Raw genomic sequence first — 21394 nt, forward strand, 5'->3', positions numbered from 1 at the left:
CTAAGGAGGCCCCCGTGCTTTCAGAAAAGTCCCGCCCCGTCATCGAGGCAACCCTGCCCGTGATCGCTGAGCGCATCAACTACATCACCCCCGAGTTCTACAAGCGCATGTTTGCAGCTCGTCCTGATCTCATGGACGGTATGTTCTCACGCTCATCTCAGCTTGAGGGTACCCAGCCTAAGGCGCTGGCAGGGTCAATCGCTGTCTTCGCGTCCTGGATTGTCGCTAACCCCGACTCATACCCCGACGAAGTTCTTTCCCGCGTAGCTCACAAGCACGCAGCCCTGGGCCTCAAAGAAGAGGAATATCCCACTGTTTATAAGTACCTCTTTGAAGCTATTGCCGCTGACTTGGGTGATGCCGCTACCCCCGAGGTCGCTGAGGCATGGACAGAGGTGTACTGGCTGATGGCAGATGCCCTTATCAAGCTCGAAAAGGGTCTCTATGCATCTCAGGCAAACGACGTCATGTTCGCCCCTTTCAAGGTGGTTGCCCGCGAAGAGACCGGCGAGAAGACTCTCGTGCTGACTTTCGAGCCTGCCGATGAAACCCCCATGACTGAGGCGGTTGCCGGTCAGTACGTTTCAATCATCACCAAGGCTCGTGACGGTCTGCGTCAGCCCCGCCAGTTCACCCTGCTGCCCGCTAAGAAGAATCAGCGTCGCGTTGCAATCAAGCTCGATGAACAGGGCGAGATGACCGTTATTCTGCACGAACTGCAGAACGGTGACCTTGTAGAAATTTCTAACCCCTACGGCGATGTTACCCTCGGTTCGTTCGGTGACAACCCCGAGTCACCGCTTTACCTCTTCAGCGCAGGTATTGGTATCACCCCCATGCTGGCTTTTGTTTCTGAGCTTGCTGCTGAGGGTTCTGCACGTGAGGTAGTGGCGGTTCATGCTGATCGCACCGCTAGCTCATGGCCCCTCAAAGACGAGTACACTGCCGCTGTTGAGAAGCTAGAAAACGGCAAGCTGGTCTCCTTCTTGGGCGATGGCTCAGGCGACTTTGAAGGTCGCGTAGACGTTTCAAAGCTCGATGTTCCCTCCAACGCTTCTGTTTATCTGTGCGGTCCGCTGCCTTTCATGCAGGCAACCCGCTCAGCACTGGTAGAAGCTGGTGTACCGGGTCAGCAGATCCAGTACGAAATCTTCGGCCCTGACCAGTGGATGCTGCACGACCAGGCTCGTACCGCCTAGTTTGCAGCCTCGCGTTAGGTGTCCAAGGACGCCGTTACTTTCGCTAGATGCAGAAGTGGCGGCGTCCTTTTGCACGCAGAGAAGGTAGCCAGCTAAGTCTTGCCTCTTACGAGGGGCTTCCCAGCGTCAGCGTTCGTGTACTACCGATGCGTTCGCAAAAATCTTCGTCATGGCTCACCAGAACGAGGGCACCCCGGTAAGCACTGATAGCCTGCACTAACCAGTCAATACTTGAGGTATCCAGATTATTGGTCGGCTCCAAGGCCGGACGCCGCCTACCGCCCACCCTACCGCGCGTTGTTATTATTGCGGTTGGCTTGGTTACGCTGGTCAATGTGCTGATCTAGCTTCAGGCACATTCGGTATACGAAAAGAGCCTGCCACAGTCAAACAGTGGCAGGCTCTTGGGCTGTGAAAGCGCAGTGTTACTTGCGTACCTCAGCTAGAATCTCGTCGCGTACACGTTCCATGGTCGCGGTATCGGGAGCTTCCAGGTTCAGACGCAGGAAAGGCTCGGTGTTGGACGGACGCAGGTTCGCCCACCAGCCCTCAGCAGCGTTAGAGAAGGTGGTGCCGTCTGAATCTTCAACGGTCACATCAGTGTTATCAGCGTAGAGCGCGCGGATGCGGTCAACCGCACCCTTCTTATCTTCAATTTCTGAGTTGATCTCGCCCGATGAAATGTAGGGGGAATACTGAGTACCGAGCTCGCTCAGCGGGGTCTCAGCCTCACCGAGAGCTGCCAGCACGTGCATCGCAGCGAGCATGCCGGTATCAGCGTTGAAGAAGTCCTTGAAGTAGTAGTGCGCTGAGTGCTCGCCACCAAAAACGCCGCTTTCTTCTGCCATAACAGCCTTGATGAAGGAGTGACCCACGCGGGTCTTGATAGCGCGTCCGCCCAGCTTCTCAACGAGTTCGGGTACAGCCTTTGAGGTAATCAGGTTGTAAATAATAACGGGCTCATCATTGCCTTCAGCCTGGGCACGCTTGAGCTCACGCTCAGCAACCAAAGCAGTAATAGCTGAGGGGGTGACAGGCTCGCCCTTTTCGTCAATAACGAAGCAGCGGTCAGCGTCGCCGTCAAAAGCCAAGCCAATATCAGCACCGTGCTTAACAACTGACTTCTGCAAATCAACCAGGTTGGCAGGCTCAAGCGGGTTGGCGGGGTGGTTGGGAAAGGTGCCGTCTAGCTCAAAGTAGAGGGGCACAATCTCAAGGGGTAGACCGGGCAGAATAGTGTCGCCCAAAACAGCGGGGGTGGTCATGCCGCCCATGCCGTTACCCGCATCCACTACAACCTTGAGCGGACGAATGCCAGAGAGATCAACCAGCTTGCGCAGGTATTCTGCGTAGGACTTCAGGAAGTCTTTTTCAGAAACGGTGCCGGTAGTTTCAACAGCGGTAATCTCGCCGTCGTTGAGGTACTTCTGCGCCAAGTCGCGCACGTCAAAGAGACCGGTTTCTGATGAAATCGGCACAGCGCCAGCCTTAGCCATCTTCATGCCGTTGTACTCGGCAGGGTTATGAGAAGCGGTGAAAGTGACACCGGCTGCGTTCTCAACGCCGCATGCGAAGTACAGTTCGTCGGTCGAGATGAGACCGATTTTCACAACGTTAGCGCCGCGAGCGGTTGCACCTTCTGCGAACGCGTCCATGAATTCCGGACCTGAGGGTCGCATATCAGCACCCACCAGCACCTTCTGGCCTGCAAGACCGAGAACATCAACAAAGGCAGCGCCTGTTGCGCGAACGGTTTCAGCGGTGATGGTATCGCCGACGATACCACGCACATCGTATGCCTTAAAAGAAGCATTTAAATCTACTGTAGTCATAGGGTAATTCTAATGCTCTCTTCGCTCTGCTCATTCCGACAAAACGCAATTATGGCAATAAACACGCAAAATGGAGCCTAAGAAAACATCACAGAAAAAGGTAGTCATGGTTGGATTATCCCTATGGGTGAATTGTTTAAACTAAAGAATCAAATTCAAAACTATGCGTGGGGTTCTCATACGACCTTGGCGCAGATGCGCGGGGTTCCTGTTCCTACGCAGGATCCAGAGGCTGAAGTATGGGTGGGCGCGCACCCGTCAGCGCCCTCTATTGCTTTACTCGACGGTCAGGAACAGGGGCTAGACCAGCTTGTTGAACAAGACCCCCAGCGTTTTTTGGTTGCTGAACGCTCTAATGACGCTTTCCCCTATCTTTTCAAGATTCTTGCTATTGATGCGCCGCTTTCAATTCAGGTGCATCCTACTGACGAGCAGGCAGAAGAAGGTTTTGCCGACGAAAATGCCCGCGGTATTGCTTTAGACGCCCCTCACCGTAACTATAAGGATCGTTTTTCGAAGCCTGAAACTGTTATTGCGGTATCTGAGGTGAAGATTCTTACCGGCGTGCGTGATGCTCACCAGCTTGACGCGCTGGCGAGCGGTTTTAACCTGGAGTGGTTGCAGGCGCTGTTACCGGCACCTACTGCTAAGGATTTGCTGACAACCATTATTCAATTAGATGAGGACGCGACTGTACGTGCTGTTGATGAAACGGTAGCTGCCGCTGCTGCCTATTCCGGTGACGAGCGCGTCCTGGTTAAAGCCGCTGAGCTGGTGGAGATGGTTGCCGGTAAGTATCCCGGTGATCGCGGTCTGCTAGTGGCTTTGGTAATGAACTATATTGAGCTTGCTCCCGGTGAGTCAGCGTTCACCCCTGACGGTCAGGTACACGCCTACCTTGATGGCACCGCGATTGAACTGATGAACCCTTCAGACAATGTGATGCGCGCGGGTCTGACCCCCAAACATATTGATACCGATGAACTTATTAAGATTCTCGCGGTGGAGCAGGGTTCCCCCGAGATTCAGACTCCTGAGCGCATTACGCCGGGGGTTGCTACCTACGCTATGTGGGATCAGCGGTTGAGCGTGACTCGTGTGCAGGTGCGTGAGGACGCGCCGATTGAGTTTACTTTTGAGGGGACCTCAACCCTCATTAGCACCGGCGGTCAGGTGACTATTACCGGTGCGGGGCAGAGCTTTGAGATTACCGGTACTGAATCGGTCATGCATGTGGGCGCCCCCGTTACCGCCACGATTACCGGCACCGGCGACCTTTACATTGCCGCCCATCGGTAAACCCTAAGAACATACAAAACCTGTTGCCCCTGCTCGTATCAGAGTTAAGGGACAACAGGTTTTTGTTTTCTGCCGTTGGTGCAGACGCTCCTAGACGTTCATGAGACCTGTCATGAGCGCCTCGAGCATAAGCTTGGCACTAGCATTGGTGGTGATGCGCCGCCTAGTTTTGCTGACGAGTTCAAGGTGCGCCATGGTCCGTTCAGGAGCTACCTGCTGAGCGTATTGCTGTAACTGCGGGACAAAACGGGCGTTAACGAGTTGCGAACCGGTTGCCAGTTGCAGGGTCAGCACATCGCGGTAGAAGGTCTGCAGATCCACCAGAAAACGATCGAGCGTATCCGTTTGAATACGCTTGGCACGACGTTTGTGGTCCTCTTCCAGCTGCCGCACCTGCGAGCGCATCGCAGGGGTGACGCGCTCGCCTTCAGCGATACCCAGTGCCTGTCGCAGGGCTGAAAGTTCGGCGTCATTGCGGGCGGATGCGTCCGCCTCTGCTTCGTTGGTAGCGTGCTCCATCAGCTTGTCGGCGGCGTCCATTGCCGTTGAGATAGTGCGTAGGCGCAGAGGAATTTGCACAACGAAGTCCCGGCGGGCACGTGCGTCCGCAGCGTCGTGACTAACAGAGAGGCGCAGGGCGGTATCAATGTTTCCCTGGGAGATGCGGGCGACGTCCTCGGCTTCAGCGCTGTTCACGCCGTAGGAATTCGTGAGCAAATCTGCGATAGCTGTTACCGGTGGAATACGCAGGGTCACCGGGCGGCAGCGGGAGCGAATAGTAACCAGAACATCGGAGGGACTGGGGGCGGTGAGCAGCCAGATAGTGTGCGGAGGCGGCTCCTCGATAGCTTTGAGCAGAACGTTAGAGGTACGTTCGGGCATACGGTTGGCATCTTCAACAATCATGACGCGCCAGCGCCCCACCGATGGGCGGTCCTGCGCCTTGGTAATGAGTTCGCGGGCTTCTTCAATCTTGATGGTGAGATTTTGCGTGCGAAAGTGAGTGAGATCGGCGTGCGATCCGCTGAGTACCGTCAGGCAGGATTTACAGATGCCGCAACCGCGTGCGCCTTCATTATCGCACAGTAAAGCCGCTGCGAAAGCAAGGGCAGCGGTATCGCGGCCTGCCCCTGCCGACCCGCTGAACAGCCAAGCGTGGGTGGGACGCTCCTTTTGGGCGGCGCGCTGTAATTGAGCAACAACCGCCTCTTGACCAACTAGCTTCTCCCAGACACTCATGCGCCCAACCCTAAAGGTGCAGAAACAGCGTCAAGAACGCGCTGGTGAACATCATCCAGGGTGCCGGTAGCATCGATAACCACGTAACGAGCGGGGTCAGCTGCCGCCCGCTGAATAAAGGTATCGCTCAGGGCAGCATGGAAATCATCAGATTCCGATTCCATACGATCTGCAGCCCCCCGCGCACCGGCGCGTTCGCGCGAAACCGCTAAGGGAACATCAAGAACAATGGTGAGGTCAGGGGTGAGGTCGTTGGTTGCCCAGCGACTGAGATCTACGATGGTGTCTATTCCTAGACCCCTCCCGGCGCCTTGGTAGGCAGCAGAAGAATCAATGTAGCGATCGCACAGCACCACTTCACCGCGCTCAATGCACGGGCGAATAAGCTGGTGGGCATGGGCTGCCCGTGATGCGGCAAAAATAAGGGCTTCGGTATGGGCGTCGATTTCACCGTTGCCGTGTTCAAGCACTAGTGCCCGCAATTTTTCGCCAATTTTGGTGCCGCCGGGTTCACGGGTGACGGTAACCTTCTTCAGTTTTTGGCGCAGAGCATCAGCGAGAAGACGTATTTGTGTAGTTTTTCCTGAGCCATCGCCGCCCTCGAAAACAATAAAAGACCCTGGGCAGGTGTGGGCGTTGGGGGCGGTAGCGGGCGTAAAGTGCAAGCTGGTATTCACACAGATAAGACTACCAATCCAACGCAACTTAGACAGTTCGCCACTTGGCTTAGGAGGCTGAGGCGCTGAGAAGATCTACTATAAGAGGTATGACCGAACACGATGCACACTTTTCACCCCTTACCCGCGTAGTAGCTGGCGGACGTCCGCCTCACGAGCAGAACGCGCCGGTAAACCCGCCTATTGAGATGACCTCAACCTACTACCAGGTGGGACCTTCTGACATTAATACCTATGCACGGTTTACGAATCAGAGCTGGGAGGGGCTAGAAGAAGTTGTTGCTGATCTTGAGGGCGCGTCCCTGCCCGGTTTGGTTTTTGCCTCGGGTATGGCGGCAATTGCTGCTATTCAAGATTTGGTTCCCGCAGGTTCTACTCTCTTGATTCCCGCGCATGCCTACATGGCATCGGTAACCCTGGCAAAAACCCTGGAGGCACGCGGTATCGCCCGGGTCATTCGTTTTGATATTGAAGATACGGACGCCACGGTGGCAACTCTTGAGGAGGTTGCAGCTAGTTACAACTTGAGCCCTGAAACCGTCAATTATGCGGCCCCTCAGGTCTTGCTGTGGATTGAAAGCCCCACCAACCCCATGATGGAGGTCGCTGACCTTCCTGTGCTCTTAGCAGCGGCACGACGCCTGGGCGTGGTCTCAGCGGTTGATAACACTTTTGCGACCCCACTGGGGCAGAACCCGCTGGCGATGGGCGCTGATGTGGTGGTGCACTCTGCAACCAAAGCTATTTCTGGGCATTCCGATGTGCTTCTGGGTATCAGCGTCACCTCGAATGAGCAGTTGCGAGCCGCCATGTACGCCCACCGTACAACCAACGGTGCTATCGCGGGCCCCTTTGAAGCATGGTTGGGTCTGCGCGGTATTCGCACCCTGGGTCTGCGCGTCAAACAATCATCAGAAACAGCTCTTTACCTCGCTAAGCGCCTTCAAGAACACTCTCGCGTTGTGGCTGTGCGCTACCCCGGTCTTACCACCGACCCCGGTTACGAGCGTGCGTCCGCCCAGATGAAAAACTTCGGGTCGATTCTAGCGGTCACTCTCGACGCTACAGCGGAGCAAACCGACGAGGTCTCACGCACCATGAAACTCTGGACTCACGCAACCTCCCTCGGTGGAGTCGAGTCGCTGGTTGAGCGCCGTCGCCGTCATAGGGCTGAGCCTGTTTCTATTCCCGAATCGATGCTGCGCCTGTCAGTGGGCATTGAGGACGCAGAAGATCTCTACCAAGATTTTGTGCAGGCACTTTCTGCGCTTGAGAAGTAAAGGCTAGACTAGAACCCGTGAGTCCTCTTGAATTTTTTCTTATAGCCCGCTTTGGTATTGACCTTGCGCTTGCTGTTGTTTTTACAGCGGTGGGTGTTTTCGCTCTGGTAGAGGCGGTACGAGCTAGCTCCTACGCCTATGAATCTGCCTTCAAGCGCACTAAGGGGTTTTGGGTAGCTGTGGCTACCGCCAGTGCTCTTGCGCTCGTGTTTAACCTTTATACGGTCTATTTGGGTGCGCGTTCCTCACTGTTTATTGTGTTGATTGCTGTGACTGCTGCCGGTGTTTTCTTGGCAGATGTGCGTCCTGCTGTGGCGATACGCCGTCGTTAATATCTTTCTGACATCGTGACTGAATGCCCGCTCTCCTTGAGGAGGGCGGGTTTTCTGTGCCCGCCCCACCAGGGGTGACCACGAGAAGTCAGAGGTGACCGCCAGAAGTAGTGCTGACCACGAAATGTGCGGTCACCGTTACTTTTCGTGGTCACCCCCCGGAGAGAGGGAGCCAAGAGGCTGAGAGCCGGACGCGGGTCGGTAGCCAGTCGCCATTCTTACGCAATGTTGTTTTTCTTTGGATTTAAGGTTGGTTTAGCTTCCAACAGGTGGGCTTTAAGTGAGAGAATAGAGTCATGACTTATAAATTGGTATTGCTCCGTCACGGACAGTCAGAATGGAACGAAAAGAACCTTTTCACCGGTTGGGTTGATGTACGCTTGACCGAAAAGGGTGAAGCTGAAGCTAAGCGCGGCGGTGAGCTGCTCAAAGATCGCGGCATCCTGCCCGACGTTGTTCACACGTCACTGCAGCGTCGTGCTATCAACACTGCTAACCTCGCTCTGGACGCCGCAGATCGTCTGTGGATTCCCGTCAAGCGTAACTGGCGTCTGAATGAGCGTCACTACGGTGCTTTGCAGGGCAAAGACAAAGCTGAAACCCTTGAGAAGTACGGTGAAGAGCAGTTCATGACCTGGCGTCGTTCTTACGATGTGCCGCCTCCTGCCATCGACGATAACGACGAGTTCTCACAGGCTAACGATCCTCGTTACGCTGATCTTGAGAACGCTCCTAAGACCGAGTGCCTCAAGGACGTTCTTGAGCGCATGTTGCCTTACTGGGAGTCAGACGTTAAGCCTGATCTCGAAGCTGGCAAGACCGTTCTGATCGCTGCGCACGGTAACTCACTGCGCGCACTGGTGAAGAACCTCGAAGGCATCTCAGATGAGGATATCGTGGGCGTGAATATTCCCACCGGTATTCCCCTCTACTACGAGCTGGATGAGAACTTCAAGCCCGTAGCTGCCGGTGAGTACCTTGACCCCGAGGCAGCAGCGGATGCTATCAAGGCTGTTGCTAACCAGGGCAAGAAGTAAAGAAGTTTTTGAGTAAAAACTAGAGCCTGCCCCACCTGAATTTTTCAAGTGGGGCAGGCTCTTTTCATAGGCGCGTGAGGAAAGATTTTATCTCTTCACGTGCGCTTTGATGCTAGCTGGTTTTGCGCGAGCGTAGCAGGGGCACGGTGCCGCCGATGACTGCTAACGCGCCCAGTGCGAGGATGGCGGTGATGCTAGCACCCGTAGCTGCCAGACCAATCTACTTCTTCGCCGCCAAAACCGCGTCCGTAACCGTAGATGAAGCCGCGCTCTCCTTTAGAGAAAGAGTGGTCGGTGGCTACGCGGGGTAAGCGGTTAGCTCGTGGGGTGTGTTGAGCTTGATGAGGGAAAGGTCTGTTCCTGACGCTTTGATGATTTCGGCAGAAGTGTGCGCGTTCCCCAGGTCGTTTTTGTCTTTGGAGTAGGAAACGTTAGTTGCTGTATCGGCAGCTCCCACAGTACAGCGGGTGGTGGCGGGAATCCACTGCTCCTTGAGTGCTGTGCCGGTGTAACGGGTAGATTTTTGGTTTTCGTAGTTAATGTGCAACTGGACGTTGTAGGGTGGGTCAGCTTTTCCTTGCCGGTGGTTGCGTGGGTGGCTGGGATGCCTGCGCCGGTCATAATGAATGCGCCTAGCACTGCGACTGAAAGGGGTCGGGGGAGTGCTATGAGCCCTGTGGCAATAATGAGAATCGTTATCAATTGGATATTAGAGGCGAATACGCAGAGGACCACATGAAACACCGACTGTTTTAAAACAAAATGGGGCAGAAACCCTCAGGAGAAAGTAGCAACCGCGGGAGTTGCCTACATCTTTCTGCATAGTTTCTGCCCCAACCTTTAGTAGGCGGGCGCAAGGTGGCTAAGAGGAAATATTCCAGTCGCCGGTGACGAGGTAGGTTACTTTGCGAGCAACCGAAACGCCGTGGTCGCCAAAACGCTCCAGGTAGCGTGAAGCGAGGGTGGCGTCGACGGTTACCTGGGCGGTTTCCTGCCACTCGTCAGACGCCAAAATATCGAATACTTTGCGGTGTAGCTCATTGATGCGTACCTTTGAGCGGGAAATAGCGTCTACATGCTCAAGGTTGCGGGTTTCAAGTAGCTCAATGACCTTAGCGATGATGATCTTGTCGTGTTCAATCATCTCTTCAAACACGGGTTCAATGGAAGCGGGGACCGCATGGTCAGGAAAACGCATACGAGCAATCTGCGCAACGTGGCGAGCCAGATCACCCATACGTTCAAGAGAAGAGCTCATGCGCAGCGCGCCAACAATCATGCGTAGGTCAGAAGCAACCGGGCTCTGCAAAGCCAGAATGTCAATTGAACGCTCGTCTAGCTGATTCTGCAAGAAGTCAATGCGCGCGTCATTTGAAATAACCTCTTCAGCTTCTTGAACATCAGCATTTAAGAAGGAGTGTGAGGCGTTCGCGAGAGCTTCTTCAACGAGGGTGGCAATTTGCACCATCTCTTCGCCCACCTGCTGCAGTTCTGCTTGGAAGACTTTCCGCACCGTAAAGCGTCCTTTCTTCGGTCCATTGTTGTGTACCCTCATCACTGTAAGAGGGCACAGTGCTACATGTAGTGCTATCGTCTCTAAGTTTGTCAGATTCTTGTGAACGCTAAGGTGTCTGAAAGTGAACGTTAGTTGAACCGCGCAGTTTTGGGCAGGGTTTTCTTTGGGTTGCAGCGACAGTAGGGCATAAGCTGGAGGGGTGAATCCAACCCTTCTTGCTGTAATTTCAGGTTTTATTGGGCTGGTTCTTGGCTTTGTGAGCCTGTGGGCGGTGCGTTTGAGTGACCGCGAGAGAGCAGGTTGGGCAGACGTTGAAGAACCGACGCTCAGTGATGGTGCCGCCGAGGTCTTGGCGGTGATTGGTCGTGCCTACGTTGTGGTGGACGCGGTTGATGGGGTTGTGCAGGCGTCTCCGGGTGCTTATGCGATGGGGCTGGTGCGCGGGCACACTCTTATTTCTGATGATCTGTTGAAGATGGTGCATAAGGTTCGCGCTAAGGGTATTATTCAGGAGCGCGAAATTCACCTCATGCGCGGGGGGCCGAGTAAACGCAACCAGTTGGTGATTGATTTGCGAGTTGCTCCGGTGGGCGATGAATACATTTTGGTACTGGCAGATGACCGCACCGAAATCGCCCGTGCTCAGGCGGTGCGCAGCGACTTTGTGGCGAATGTTTCCCACGAACTTAAAACGCCCGTGGGTGCTATTAGTCTTATGGGTGAGGCAATTGAATCCTCGGCAGATGATCCCGAAGCCGTTGCCCACTTTACGCAGAAACTTCTTAAAGAATCTAAGCGCCTCAGCGCCATGGTTCAAGACATTATTGAGCTATCTCGTCTGCAATCAACTGATGTTGTGAGCCAGTCTCAGCTAGTAGATATGAACACTATCGTTGCCGAAGCGGTCGATCGCAATAAACTGACAGCGGAAGACAAAAATATTCAGCTGCAGGTGGGTGGCAGTACCGAGCGTCCCGCTTACGGTGATCGAGAACTGCTGGGCACTGCTGTGCGAAATCTTATTGAAAATGCCATCCGCTACTCATCCGAGAACACGAAGGTCGGTATCGGCGTGAGCTGCCGCGATAGCGTCATCAAGGTGTCCGTCAAGGATCAGGGGCAGGGCATCCCCGAGGACGAGCAAGACCGCATTTTTGAACGCTTCTACCGGGTAGATCCGGCGCGATCGCGCCAAACGGGTGGCACCGGTCTGGGCTTGAGCATCGTTAAACATGTGATGGCTCAGCACAGCGGCGATATCAGTCTGTGGTCGGTGCCTGGCCAGGGTTCAACCTTCACGTTGACCTTACCTGCCGTTGATGAGCAGACCGAACAGGAGTTGCTCGAACAAGCGACCCTATAAGTTTTTGCAGACCTACAATAGACTGAATCTTAGGCAGCCACCTTACATCTTCAGGAGAAAAAGTACAGTGACCAGAATTCTTGTAGTTGAGGACGAAGAATCGTTGAGTGAGCCTCTTGCCTTTTTGTTAGGACGAGAGGGCTTCGAGGTGCAGGTGATTGATAACGGTATTGATGCTGTCACTGAGTTCGAACGCAACGGCGCTGATCTGGTGTTGCTTGATGTGATGTTGCCGGGGCAGTCTGGCATGGAGGTCTGTAAACAAATCCGCTTTACTTCAACGGTGCCGATTATCATGCTGACTGCTAAGGATTCAGAAATTGATAAGGTTGTGGGTCTAGAGCTTGGCGCCGATGATTATGTGACTAAGCCTTATTCCGCGCGTGAATTGATTGCTCGTATCCGCGCGGTGTTGCGCCGCCGCGGCGATCTTGAGGACGTTGCAGATTCAGCAATTGAGAGTGGACCTGTTCGCATGGACATTGAGCGCCACGTGGTGACCGTTTTGGGTCAGCCTGTTTCAATGCCGCTAAAAGAGTTCGAACTGCTTGAAATGCTTTTACGTAATGCAGGACGCGTGCTCACTCGTTCCCAGCTGATTGACCGGGTATGGGGTACTGATTATGTGGGTGATACTAAAACCCTTGACGTTCATATTAAGCGTCTGCGTTCTAAGGTTGAACCCGACCCGTCAGATCCCCGCTATGTGGTGACGGTGCGCGGGTTGGGGTACAAATTTGAACCCTAAGCCATTGAGGTGATAAAAAGTACCGTCTAAGAGTGAAATTCATTGATCCACCGTAGGCGGTATCTTTGCTTTGAGGCGGTAGTTTTTCTGTACCTTAAGCCTTGAGAATGCCAAGCCGTATAGGTTATTTGTACCCTATATCACCCCCTGCGTAGACTGATGGTGGAAGGTTTTTTATTCCACTACAGCAGACAGATATCGCACACAGCAGTGCGAGAAGGCGTGAGGAGATACAGTTTCATGAAAGCACTTGTTTACCACGGTCCCGGTCAGCGTCGATGGGAAGAAGTATCTGACCCGCAGATTATTGATCCCACTGATGTTATTGCTCGCGTTGATACCACCACTATTTGCGGTACTGATTTGCATATTCTTAAAGGCGATGTGCCTGAGGTGGAGAGCGGACGCATTCTGGGGCACGAAGCGGTGGGTACTATTACTGAGGTGGGTGCTTCTGTCACCGATTTGAAGGTGGGCGATCGCATTATTATTCCCGCGGTGACCAACTGCGGCAAGTGCTCCTACTGCAAGAAGAACCAGGCGGCTCACTGCCAGTCAAATCCCTGGGGCGTCGGCTGGATTTTCGGTTACATGATTGACGGTACCCAAGCTGAGTACGTGCGTGTGCCCTTCGCTGAAACCTCGGTACACCGCGTCCCCGAGGGGCTGAGTGACGATGAGGTTCTTTACCTCACTGACGCCTTGCCCACCGGTTTTGAGATTGGTATTGAAAACGGCAACACAAAACCGGGCGATACTGTGGCAGTCATTGGCGCGGGTCCTGTAGGTCTTGGCGCAATTATGACCGCCAAGCTGGCAGGCGCTGGACGCGTGATTACTGTTGATATGGATGACAACCGTATGAACAAGGCATTGGAGCTAGGCGCCACCGATAAGGTCAATGCGTCAGATGCTGACGCTGTTGAACAGATTAAGGCTCTTTCCAACGACGGGCTGGGTGTAGATGTCGCCATTGAGGCGGTGGGTATTCCCGCAACCTTTGAGACATGCTTGAACGTGGTGCGTCCTTTCGGTGCTGTCGCTAACGCTGGAGTTCACGGCAAAGCTGTTGAGCTGCCCCTGAATAAACTGTGGATTTCTAATATCAGCATCGCGACCGGTCTTGTTTCTTGCTCATCGGTGGATATTTTGCTGAACATGGTCAAAGCTGGTCGCCTCGATGCGAAGGCTATGGCTACTCATTACTTCACCTTTGATCAGTTTGAGGAGGCATATGACCTCTTTAGCAATGCTGCTGAGCATGACGCGGTGAAAGTTGTTATTAGCCGCGCATAGTAAAAGTATCTAGCGCGCAGTAATACCCCGGTGCTCACCGTATCTGATGAACCAGTGCGGTGAGCACCGGGGCGTTTTAACGTTGAGGTGGCTTAAGCCAGATCTAGAAATTACTGTTTATTTTTTCATCCATGCGGTGGACGCGCCGTCCAGCTGACCTTCGCGCAAAGGTGAGCTGGTGAGTAGCACGTCGCCATCCGACAGGTCGACGGGATTATTGCCGAAGTTGGTGATGTTCACCCAGCCGTTGGGACGGCGGAAGGCAAGCACCTTGTCATTGCCGGTTTCTAGCCACTCAAGTTCTTCATCGGTCTGAAGTTCTGTGCGCAGGCGCAAAGCTGCGCGGTAGAGGTTCAGGGTTGAGGTGGGGTCGGCGTCCTGAATATCAGCTGCGTACTGGGCAAACCAGTGGGGCTGCGGCAGGTGGGGTTTTGCATCACTAAAGCCGAACGCATCACCGAGTGCCTCCCAGGGCAGCGGGACGCGACAACCGTCACGACCAATATTGATGCCGGGGGAGCGGAAGAAGGTGGGGTCTTGGCGCTGGTCATCGCTGATATCAGCGACCTCGTGTAAGCCAAGTTCTTCGCCCTGGTAGAGGTAGGCTGAGCCCGGCAGCGCCAGCTCAAAGAGAGTTGCAGCGCGGGCACGTCGCGCGCCCAGTTCCCGATCGAGCTGATCCTCTGGTCCGCCGGCGAGTAGCCATTCGCGTCCTACCTGCTCATTGGTTTTCTCAGCGTCAATGGGCAAACCGTAGCGGGTGGCATGGCGCACTACGTCGTGGTTGGACAGTACCCAGGTGCTAGATGAGCCAGACTTCTTGGCAAGTTCTAGGTTGAGGGCAACAATATTGCGGAACTCCTGAGCGTTGAAGCGTGAAGAGAGCAAATCGAAGTTAAATGCTTGCCCCAGACCGGTTGAACGGGCGTAAGCCGGACGTCGGTGGGTTTCTACCCATGCTTCGGCAACGGCGGTGCGGGGTGGGTCATATTCGTTGAGCACTTCGCGCCACTCTTCGAAAATATTGTGTACCTCGTCGCGGTCCCAGATAGGGTGGTTTCCCTCTTTGGGGATTTCCTGCAGTTGCGCTTCACTGGGTAGCGGTTCGGTAAGGTCTTTCGCCATTCCGTGGGCAACATCGACGCGGAAACCATCGACTCCGCGGTCAGACCAGAAGCGTAGTGTCTTTTTAAAGTCTTCGTGTACCTCGGAGTTTTCCCAGTTGAGATCGGGCTGTTCGGGCGCGAAGATGTGCAGGTACCATTGTCCGTCGCCTACCGGTTCCCAGGCGCGTCCGCCGAAAACTGACACCCAGTCGGTGGGTGGGTTCTCACCGTTGGTTCCGGTGCCGTCGCGGAAGATATAGCGATCACGTGCCGCTGACCCCTTGGGTGAATTTAGCGCTTCAATAAACCATTCGTGACGGTCAGAAGAATGGTTGGGAACGATATCGACAATCAGCTTGATACCTGCATCGTGCAAGGTTTTCGCCATAACATCGAAGTCTTCAAGGGTGCCGATTTTGGGGTCTACATCGCGGTAATCAGCAACATCGTAGCCGCCATCGGCAAGGGCTGAAGGGTAGAAAGGTGAGAGCCAAGCGGCATCTACTCCCAGTTCTTTAAGATAGGGAACCTTCAAGGTGATACCCACCAGATCCCCGATGCCGTTGCCGTCCTGATCGGAAAATGAGCGGGGGTAAATCTGGTAGACCACAGCTTGACGCCACCAGTCAGGGTCAATATTGAGCGGGGTTTGTACCGAATCGTTCATGATGCACTTCCTTGAGCAAGAGCGAATGAATACTATTGTTTCATCGTTTCATGTCAGCCGGGGTTCGGTCTAGCCCCAAGGAGGTGGTTGCGCTGCACATGATTTTCTAAAATTGGCACAAAAACGGGAGCACCACATTACTGGTGCTCCCGTTTGTATAAAATTTCTGAGTTGCTGAGACCCTATGAACGAGGGGACGCAGTTGCGGGTGCAACAGCAGCGTCTTCTTTAGTGTTGGGCTCTGACTCGAACTGACCCTCGGTAGTAGAGGACGCAGCGTTGGGAATGTAGGGCTCGTACTCTTCGAGGGTTCCATCGAGAATGGGCATGTTGAATGCCTCGGTGGTTTCACCGATCACCGCCTGAGAACCCTGGATCATTTCACCGGGGTGAACGCTGACATTATCTACAACGATTTCGTTGGCATCGTCATCGAGAATAACGTGCTGACCTGCAGGCACCTTAACATCGAAGCTCTGATCGCCCATCTTAAATGAGACAGTCTGGTCTTCTTCCCCCAGGTTGTAAACGGTGCCTAGAACGCGTCCGGGCTGATCCTTACCTGCTGAAATGACCATGATGTTGCGAACATCAACGCGCTGCCCCTTGGGGAACATGGTGAATGAGACTCCATCGCTGGCGTCATACATGAATGTGGTGGGCTGTTCGTAAATGTAACCGCAGCCGGTGGTTGCCAGAAGAGCCCCTGCAAGGGCAACGGTTGCGCCTGCGCGCCTGACGGTCTTTGAAGCAGCGTTCTTCACGGTGTGTACTCCTCAAGAATATGGTGTGAAGCAAACATCTTTGGTGCTCCTTAAGATACTGCTGAGGTATCAAATCTGGGGTGCAGAGCGCGCCAAAGACAAGCATGGGTTATGTGTCTTTCACAATTCTACCGGTTTTATTGACAAAACGTCCCCTTCTCAACGATGTGTTACTAGAGGCTTCCACAGGTACGTTGGGGCTCCCCCGAGTGGGGGTGGGGCGGTCGTGTTAGAATGGGTAGGCTGAAAGGGGTTTATCCATATGCTTTTTGAGGTTGGCGAAACAGTCGTATATCCTCACCACGGTGCTGCTACCATCGAAGAAATCAAGATGCGCACTATCCGCGGCGAAGAAAAAATGTACCTGAAACTTAAGGTCGCTCAGGGCGATCTCGTGATTGAGGTACCCGCTGAGAACGTGGACATGGTCGGTATGCGCGACGTTGTCGATGAAACAGGACTGCAAGAAGTCATTGATGTTCTGCAGGCTGTAGACACCGAAGAGGCAGCTAACTGGTCTCGCCGTTACAAGGCTAACGTTGAAAAGCTGGCATCAGGTGATGTACTGAAGGTTGCTGAAGTGGTACGTGATTTGTGGCGACGCGAGAACGACCGCGGTCTGTCGGCAGGCGAGAAGCGCATGCTGGCGAAGGCTCGTCAGATTCTTTCCTCAGAAGTGGCGTTGGCTAAAGACATCGAAGAAGAGGCTGCTGAAGCAGAACTCGATAAGATTCTCGAAGACGTCTAAATCCTGTATGCTCCACATGTGAGTGAAACAAAGATTTTTGAAACGGCGAATACTGGCTCCTTGCAGAGACCGGTATTCGCCGTTGTTATTGCCGCAGCAGGGTCTGGTTCCCGTTTAGGTATGGGAGTTCCTAAAGCTCTAGTTGAGATAGCGGGTAAAACCCTGCTGGAGTGGGCACTTGAAGGTGCGGTGACATCTGGTGTTGCTACGCGTCTGGTAGTTACCGTGCCGGTGGGCGATACTCAGATGCGTGATATTTGCGCGCGTTTTGGTGCGCTCGCGGTTGAGGGCGGGAACACCCGTGCTGAGTCGGTGACTTCTGCTTTGGTTGCCCTTGAGGACGCACCAGTGCAAGCAGGGTTCGATGATGCTCCTATCACTGGCGTCCTAGTACATGATGCAGCCCGTTGCTTTACTCCGCCGCAGGTGTTCCATGCTGTTATCCGAGCTCTTGCAGCTGGTCAGCAAGCGGTAATTCCTGCGCTTACGGTGGTCGATACTATTAAAACGGTGGACGCATCTGGGCTGGTAACCGGAACTCCTGCACGATCGCAGCTGCGGGCTGTACAAACCCCTCAGGGCTTTGATCTTGCTACTTTGCGGCAGGCTCATCGAGAGGTTAAAAATCTTGACCCTGTAACGGCTGAGGCTATTACAGATGATGCGATGTTGGCTGAAACCCTGAACATTCCGGTGCTCGCGGTTGCCGGTCACCCGCATGCTTTCAAAATTACAACTCCGCTGGATTTAGCGCTGGCGCGCGTCCTGCAAGAAGATAACTATCTGTAAAGGATTATCATGCTGTTACCTCTGGTAGGAATCGCCACTGACGTTCATGCTTTTGATGCTGATGAAACAACGCCGCTGTGGATAGCTGGTCTTGAATGGCAGGGGCATACCGGGCTGTCGGGGCACTCTGATGGGGACGTCGTGGCTCACGCCGCAGCGGATGCTCTCTTTTCTGCTTCTGGAACTGGCGATTTGGGCTCAAATTTTGGAGTGGATCGTCCCGATATGGCGGGGGCTTCTGGCGTCCGTATTCTTTCAGAGGCGGCAGAGATTGTGCGTGCTGCCGGCTTCGAAATTGGCAATATTGCTGTGCAGCTGGTGGGCAACAAGCCGAAGTTCTCACCGCGCCGTGAAGAAGCTAACCGTGTGCTGAGCGAGGCTGCGGTTGCCCCTGTCACTGTTACCGCGACCACCACTGATGGGTTGGGACTCACCGGGCGAGGTGAAGGTGTGGCAGCGATTGCAACGGCGCTGGTCTATCGAAAAAATTTAGACTTGTAAGCAGCTCTTGTAAGCGCGCACTGTCCCTAGCAGATAGTGAGCTATCACTGCGTGTGTACACAGCGTCATATGAACGTCATCTAAAGATGCGTATTGCTCGCAGACCCGCGTAAACTTGAGGTTGTGACTCTACGTTTTTATGACTCCAAGACAGCTTCTGTTCGCGATTTTGCCCCGGTTCACCCCGGTGAGGCACGGCTGTACTACTGCGGTGCAACGGTTCAGGGCGCACCCCACATTGGGCATGTGCGCTCCGGTTTGGTTTTTGATCAGCTATCGCGCTGGTTGAACTACCGGGGTTTCAAGGTCACTACGGTTCGTAACGTGACCGATATTGACGATAAGATTCTGGTCAATTCGGCAGCGTCCAAGCAGTCCGGTTATGAGGGGGAACACCCCAACGAAGAGTGGTGGGCACTTGCCTACCGTTTTGAAAAGGTTTTTGCGGGTGCTTACGAGGCACTAGCTATCGAACCGCCCACTTATGAGCCGCGAGCAACCGGTCATATTCCCGAGATGTTCGCTCTGATTCAGCGTCTCATCGACCGAGGTCATGCTTATCCTGCGCTCGATGATTCTGGTGATGTTTACTTTGATGTTCGTTCCTGGAACGAGTACGGCTCGCTGACTCACCAGAGGGTTGATGATATGCAGGAGGCCCCCGATGCTGACCCCCGTGGTAAGCGCGATCCCCGCGACTTTGCCCTGTGGAAGGGCTACAAAGAGGGGGAGCCTCTGACCGCTTCGTGGGATTCTCCTTGGGGGCGCGGTCGCCCCGGTTGGCACCTGGAATGCTCGGCGATGGCGGGCAAGTACCTGGGTGAAACGTTTGATATTCACGGTGGAGGTCTTGACCTTCGCTTCCCGCACCACGAAAACGAGATGGCGCAGTCCACCGCCGCTGGCTACGGGTTCGCTAACTTTTGGTTGCACAATGGCTTAGTGACTTTCGAGGGCGAAAAGATGTCCAAGTCAATTGGCAATACTGTTTCCCCGTCTCAAATGCTTGAGGAGGCGCGTTCTCTGGCGGTGCGCTACTACCTGGGGCAGGCACATTACCGTTCGGTTCTGGATTACAGTCCCACCTCTTTGGCTGAAGCTACCAAGTCGGTGGAGCGCATTGAAGCGTTTGTAGCGGCTACCGTCGAGTTCCACCGTCCGGATGCGCAGGTACCTGTTGCTTTTGCCGATGCAATGGACGATGATCTAAACATTCCCCAGGCACTGGCGGTACTTCACGAATCTGTTCGCGCCGGTAACTCCTTGCTTGCAAAAAGTGGCGATGTAGCTGAGATAGCCTCGCAGGTATACGCGATGGTGAAGGTCTTAGGCTTGTTGCCGCTGATGAATATTGGTGGAGGCAACGCATCAAATGCTGAGCACGCTGCCCTCGATTCTCTGGTGCGGTCTTTGATTGAAGCGCGTGCGACTGCCCGCGCTGAGAAAGATTGGGCACGCGCTGATCAGATTCGCGACTCGCTGGCTGCTGCGGGTGTGACGGTTAAGGACTCCGCAACTGGCTCTACTTGGTCGGTTTCTTAGGGTTCGTGTGCGTAGTATGGATACAGATTTATCTGTATCAAGGGGTCCACACAGCCTTAGACGCTGCGTTGGGCTAGGAAAGTAAAGGTTTTATAGATGGCTAAAGCTGGTAATCGCCCCGGTGCGACCACCAAAAAGAAGGGTCCTACTAAGGGCACCGGTGGTCACGGTCGTAAGTCTCTAGAGGGTAAGGGACCCACTCCCAAAGCTGAGGACCGCGTCTACCATAAGGCGCATAAGATGAAGCAGGCTGCTGAGCGTCGTAAGGCAACTGGTACTCAGCGCACCAGCCGTCCTCGTCTTGGTGGTAAGCGTACCTCTGAAGAGCTGGTTACCGGTCGTAACTCGGTGCTTGAGGCTTTGCAGACTGGTATTCCCGCTAAGCACCTGTTTGTGATGAGCCGTATTGAGGTTGATGATCGCGTCCGCGACATCATGACCGAGGCTAACAAGTCTGGTCTGCCCATGCTCGAAATCTCTCGTGGTGAGCTTGAACGTTTGACTGAAGGTGCTGTACACCAGGGCGTTGCTTTGCAGATTCCTCCGTACAAGTACCCGGACGCTGGCAACTTGGTTCTCGATGTCATGGATCGTTGGCATAACCGCCAGATGGAAACTCCGCCGCTGTTTGTTGCCCTTGATGGCATTACTGACCCTCGTAACCTGGGCGCTATTATCCGTAGCGTTTCAGCTTTTAGTGGTGATGGCGTGATTGTTCCTGAGCGTCGTTCAGCGGGTGTTACCGCTTCAGCGTGGAAGACTTCTTCCGGTGCTGCAGCGCGTATTCCCGTGGCAAAGGCAACTAACCTGACTCGCGTGATTCAGCAGGCTAAAGATTCAGGCATCTTTGTTGTTGGTCTTGACGGTGGTGGCGATATTGATTTGCCGCAGCTTGAATTGGCGTCTGAGCCGCTGATGATTGTGGTGGGTTCTGAGGGTAAGGGACTTTCCCGTCTGGTGACCGAGAACTGCGATCAGATTGTTTCGATTCCAATCGACTCAGCGATGGAGTCTTTGAATGCTTCGATGGCAGTGGGTATTAGCCTCTATGAGGTTTCCCGTCGTCGCGCGCAGAGCAAGTAAATAGATTGAGAGCTGGTGGGCTTACCTCGAGGGGGTGAGCCCACCAGCTCTTTTTGTCGGCAAGTGAGGCAAGCCTATAACCTGCACCACTAAAATTTGTTTTTGGTTAGTGTCAATACTCTGGTTCTGGAACTTTTTTGAAAAAGTTTTCTTTTCCTTAAAGTGGTTGTGGCTTGGGTGTTTGTTCTAATGACAGGTGTGTAAGTAATCTGCGTCTATGGTTTGTTGGTTGCGGGGGTGTGTTTTGGGTGCGTATAGTTGTTTGAGTCGTCGTGGCGCGGTGCTGTATGAAGTGCCTAGTCGGGCGGTGGTTTTGAGAGTTTTATAGGGTGTTTCTGGTGCGTGTGTGCTTGGTTTTGTGTGGTTGCCTGTTGTG

The 21394-nt window shown here is 54.1% G+C and carries 22 protein-coding genes; 14 read left to right on the forward strand and 8 right to left on the reverse strand.

The genetic code is table 11. The annotated features are described in order from the left end of the window. Positions 1-14 precede the first annotated feature (14 nt). Positions 15-1199 carry a globin domain-containing protein gene (locus JTP09_RS09495; protein ID WP_204878217.1) on the forward strand — a complete coding sequence of 395 codons (1185 nt, stop codon included), beginning with the start codon at positions 15-17 and terminating at the stop codon, positions 1197-1199. A 106-nt stretch (positions 1200-1305) separates the two neighbouring features. Here JTP09_RS09495 and JTP09_RS09500 read toward each other — a convergent pair whose 3' ends face one another. Continuing rightward, positions 1306-1533 carry a hypothetical protein gene (locus tag JTP09_RS09500; protein ID WP_204878247.1) on the reverse strand — a complete coding sequence of 76 codons (228 nt, stop codon included), beginning with the start codon at positions 1531-1533 and terminating at the stop codon, positions 1306-1308. A gap of 91 nt (positions 1534-1624) precedes the next feature. After that, the gene (locus JTP09_RS09505) at positions 1625-3031 is read right to left on the reverse strand and encodes a phosphomannomutase/phosphoglucomutase (protein WP_204878218.1); all 1407 of its coding nucleotides are present in this window, start codon (positions 3029-3031) and stop codon (positions 1625-1627) included. A gap of 123 nt (positions 3032-3154) precedes the next feature. Between JTP09_RS09505 and manA the strand changes: the two genes are divergently transcribed. After that, a complete protein-coding gene (gene manA, locus JTP09_RS09510; protein WP_204878219.1) occupies positions 3155-4330 on the forward strand; it encodes a mannose-6-phosphate isomerase, class I in 1176 nt (391 codons plus the stop codon). 90 nt (positions 4331-4420) lie between these two features. On the opposite strand, the gene JTP09_RS09515 is transcribed toward manA, so the two are convergent. Both JTP09_RS09515 and tmk read right to left on the reverse strand, forming a co-directional pair. Then, entirely contained in the window at positions 4421-5569 is a 1149-nt protein-coding gene (locus tag JTP09_RS09515; protein ID WP_204878220.1) for a DNA polymerase III subunit delta', read from the reverse strand. Further along, complete coding sequence (gene tmk / locus JTP09_RS09520; RefSeq protein WP_204878221.1) at positions 5566-6246, reverse strand: dTMP kinase; 681 nt, start codon at positions 6244-6246, stop codon at positions 5566-5568. The genes JTP09_RS09515 and tmk overlap by 4 nt, the downstream gene beginning before the upstream one ends. 89 nt (positions 6247-6335) lie before the next feature. Between tmk and JTP09_RS09525 the strand changes: the two genes are divergently transcribed. The 4 genes from JTP09_RS09525 to JTP09_RS09540 all read left to right on the forward strand — a co-directional run bounded on the left by JTP09_RS09525 (position 6336) and on the right by JTP09_RS09540 (position 9206). After that, on the forward strand, positions 6336-7526 hold the full coding sequence (locus JTP09_RS09525; RefSeq protein ID WP_204878222.1) for a PLP-dependent aspartate aminotransferase family protein: 1191 nt from the start codon (positions 6336-6338) through the stop codon (positions 7524-7526). A gap of 17 nt (positions 7527-7543) precedes the next feature. Next, positions 7544-7858, forward strand: coding sequence for a DUF2516 family protein (locus tag JTP09_RS09530; protein ID WP_240333932.1), 315 nt, complete (start codon positions 7544-7546; stop codon positions 7856-7858). 296 nt (positions 7859-8154) lie between these two features. Continuing rightward, a complete protein-coding gene (locus JTP09_RS09535) occupies positions 8155-8895 on the forward strand; it encodes a phosphoglyceromutase (protein WP_204878223.1) in 741 nt (246 codons plus the stop codon). Between the two features lie 155 nt (positions 8896-9050). Next, on the forward strand, positions 9051-9206 hold the full coding sequence (locus JTP09_RS09540; RefSeq protein WP_204878224.1) for a hypothetical protein: 156 nt from the start codon (positions 9051-9053) through the stop codon (positions 9204-9206). Here the strand turns inward: JTP09_RS09540 and JTP09_RS09545 are convergent. Continuing rightward, the gene (locus tag JTP09_RS09545; protein ID WP_204878225.1) at positions 9194-9442 is read right to left on the reverse strand and encodes a hypothetical protein; all 249 of its coding nucleotides are present in this window, start codon (positions 9440-9442) and stop codon (positions 9194-9196) included. The genes JTP09_RS09540 and JTP09_RS09545 overlap by 13 nt on opposite strands. A gap of 315 nt (positions 9443-9757) precedes the next feature. After that, on the reverse strand, positions 9758-10408 hold the full coding sequence (gene phoU, locus JTP09_RS09550; protein ID WP_204878226.1) for a phosphate signaling complex protein PhoU: 651 nt from the start codon (positions 10406-10408) through the stop codon (positions 9758-9760). Positions 10409-10610: 202 nt separating this feature from the next. Here phoU and JTP09_RS09555 point away from each other — a divergent pair, with 202 nt between their 5' ends. The 3 genes from JTP09_RS09555 (at position 10611) to JTP09_RS09565 (ending at position 13818) form a co-directional block, all read left to right on the forward strand. Further along, positions 10611-11774, forward strand: a complete 1164-nt coding sequence (locus JTP09_RS09555) for an ATP-binding protein (protein WP_204878227.1) — start codon at positions 10611-10613, stop codon at positions 11772-11774. Between the two features lie 67 nt (positions 11775-11841). After that, positions 11842-12522 carry a response regulator transcription factor gene (locus JTP09_RS09560; protein WP_204878228.1) on the forward strand — a complete coding sequence of 227 codons (681 nt, stop codon included), beginning with the start codon at positions 11842-11844 and terminating at the stop codon, positions 12520-12522. 240 nt (positions 12523-12762) lie between these two features. Further along, complete coding sequence (locus JTP09_RS09565) at positions 12763-13818, forward strand: zinc-dependent alcohol dehydrogenase family protein (RefSeq protein ID WP_204878229.1); 1056 nt, start codon at positions 12763-12765, stop codon at positions 13816-13818. A 117-nt stretch (positions 13819-13935) separates the two neighbouring features. Here JTP09_RS09565 and JTP09_RS09570 read toward each other — a convergent pair whose 3' ends face one another. Together JTP09_RS09570 and JTP09_RS09575 are read right to left on the reverse strand one after the other, a co-directional pair. After that, positions 13936-15591: a glycoside hydrolase family 13 protein gene (locus JTP09_RS09570; RefSeq protein ID WP_204878230.1), complete on the reverse strand. Its 1656-nt coding sequence runs from the start codon at positions 15589-15591 to the stop codon at positions 13936-13938. Between the two features lie 182 nt (positions 15592-15773). Then, positions 15774-16355: a hypothetical protein gene (locus tag JTP09_RS09575; protein WP_204878231.1), complete on the reverse strand. Its 582-nt coding sequence runs from the start codon at positions 16353-16355 to the stop codon at positions 15774-15776. A 262-nt stretch (positions 16356-16617) separates the two neighbouring features. Between JTP09_RS09575 and JTP09_RS09580 the strand changes: the two genes are divergently transcribed. The 5 genes from JTP09_RS09580 to rlmB all read left to right on the forward strand — a co-directional run bounded on the left by JTP09_RS09580 (position 16618) and on the right by rlmB (position 21018). After that, positions 16618-17103, forward strand: a complete 486-nt coding sequence (locus JTP09_RS09580) for a CarD family transcriptional regulator (protein WP_204878232.1) — start codon at positions 16618-16620, stop codon at positions 17101-17103. A gap of 18 nt (positions 17104-17121) precedes the next feature. Next, positions 17122-17892 carry a 2-C-methyl-D-erythritol 4-phosphate cytidylyltransferase gene (ispD, locus tag JTP09_RS09585; protein WP_240333930.1) on the forward strand — a complete coding sequence of 257 codons (771 nt, stop codon included), beginning with the start codon at positions 17122-17124 and terminating at the stop codon, positions 17890-17892. Positions 17893-17901: 9 nt separating this feature from the next. Continuing rightward, the gene (gene ispF, locus JTP09_RS09590) at positions 17902-18393 is read left to right on the forward strand and encodes a 2-C-methyl-D-erythritol 2,4-cyclodiphosphate synthase (RefSeq protein WP_204878233.1); all 492 of its coding nucleotides are present in this window, start codon (positions 17902-17904) and stop codon (positions 18391-18393) included. Between the two features lie 123 nt (positions 18394-18516). After that, positions 18517-19935, forward strand: coding sequence for a cysteine--tRNA ligase (gene cysS / locus JTP09_RS09595; protein WP_204878246.1), 1419 nt, complete (start codon positions 18517-18519; stop codon positions 19933-19935). Between the two features lie 96 nt (positions 19936-20031). Next, positions 20032-21018, forward strand: coding sequence for a 23S rRNA (guanosine(2251)-2'-O)-methyltransferase RlmB (gene rlmB, locus JTP09_RS09600; RefSeq protein WP_204878234.1), 987 nt, complete (start codon positions 20032-20034; stop codon positions 21016-21018). Positions 21019-21394: the final 376 nt, after the last annotated feature.

The organism is Rothia sp. ZJ1223 (assembly GCF_016900985.1).
Taxonomy (GTDB): Bacteria; Actinomycetota; Actinomycetes; order Actinomycetales; family Micrococcaceae; genus Rothia.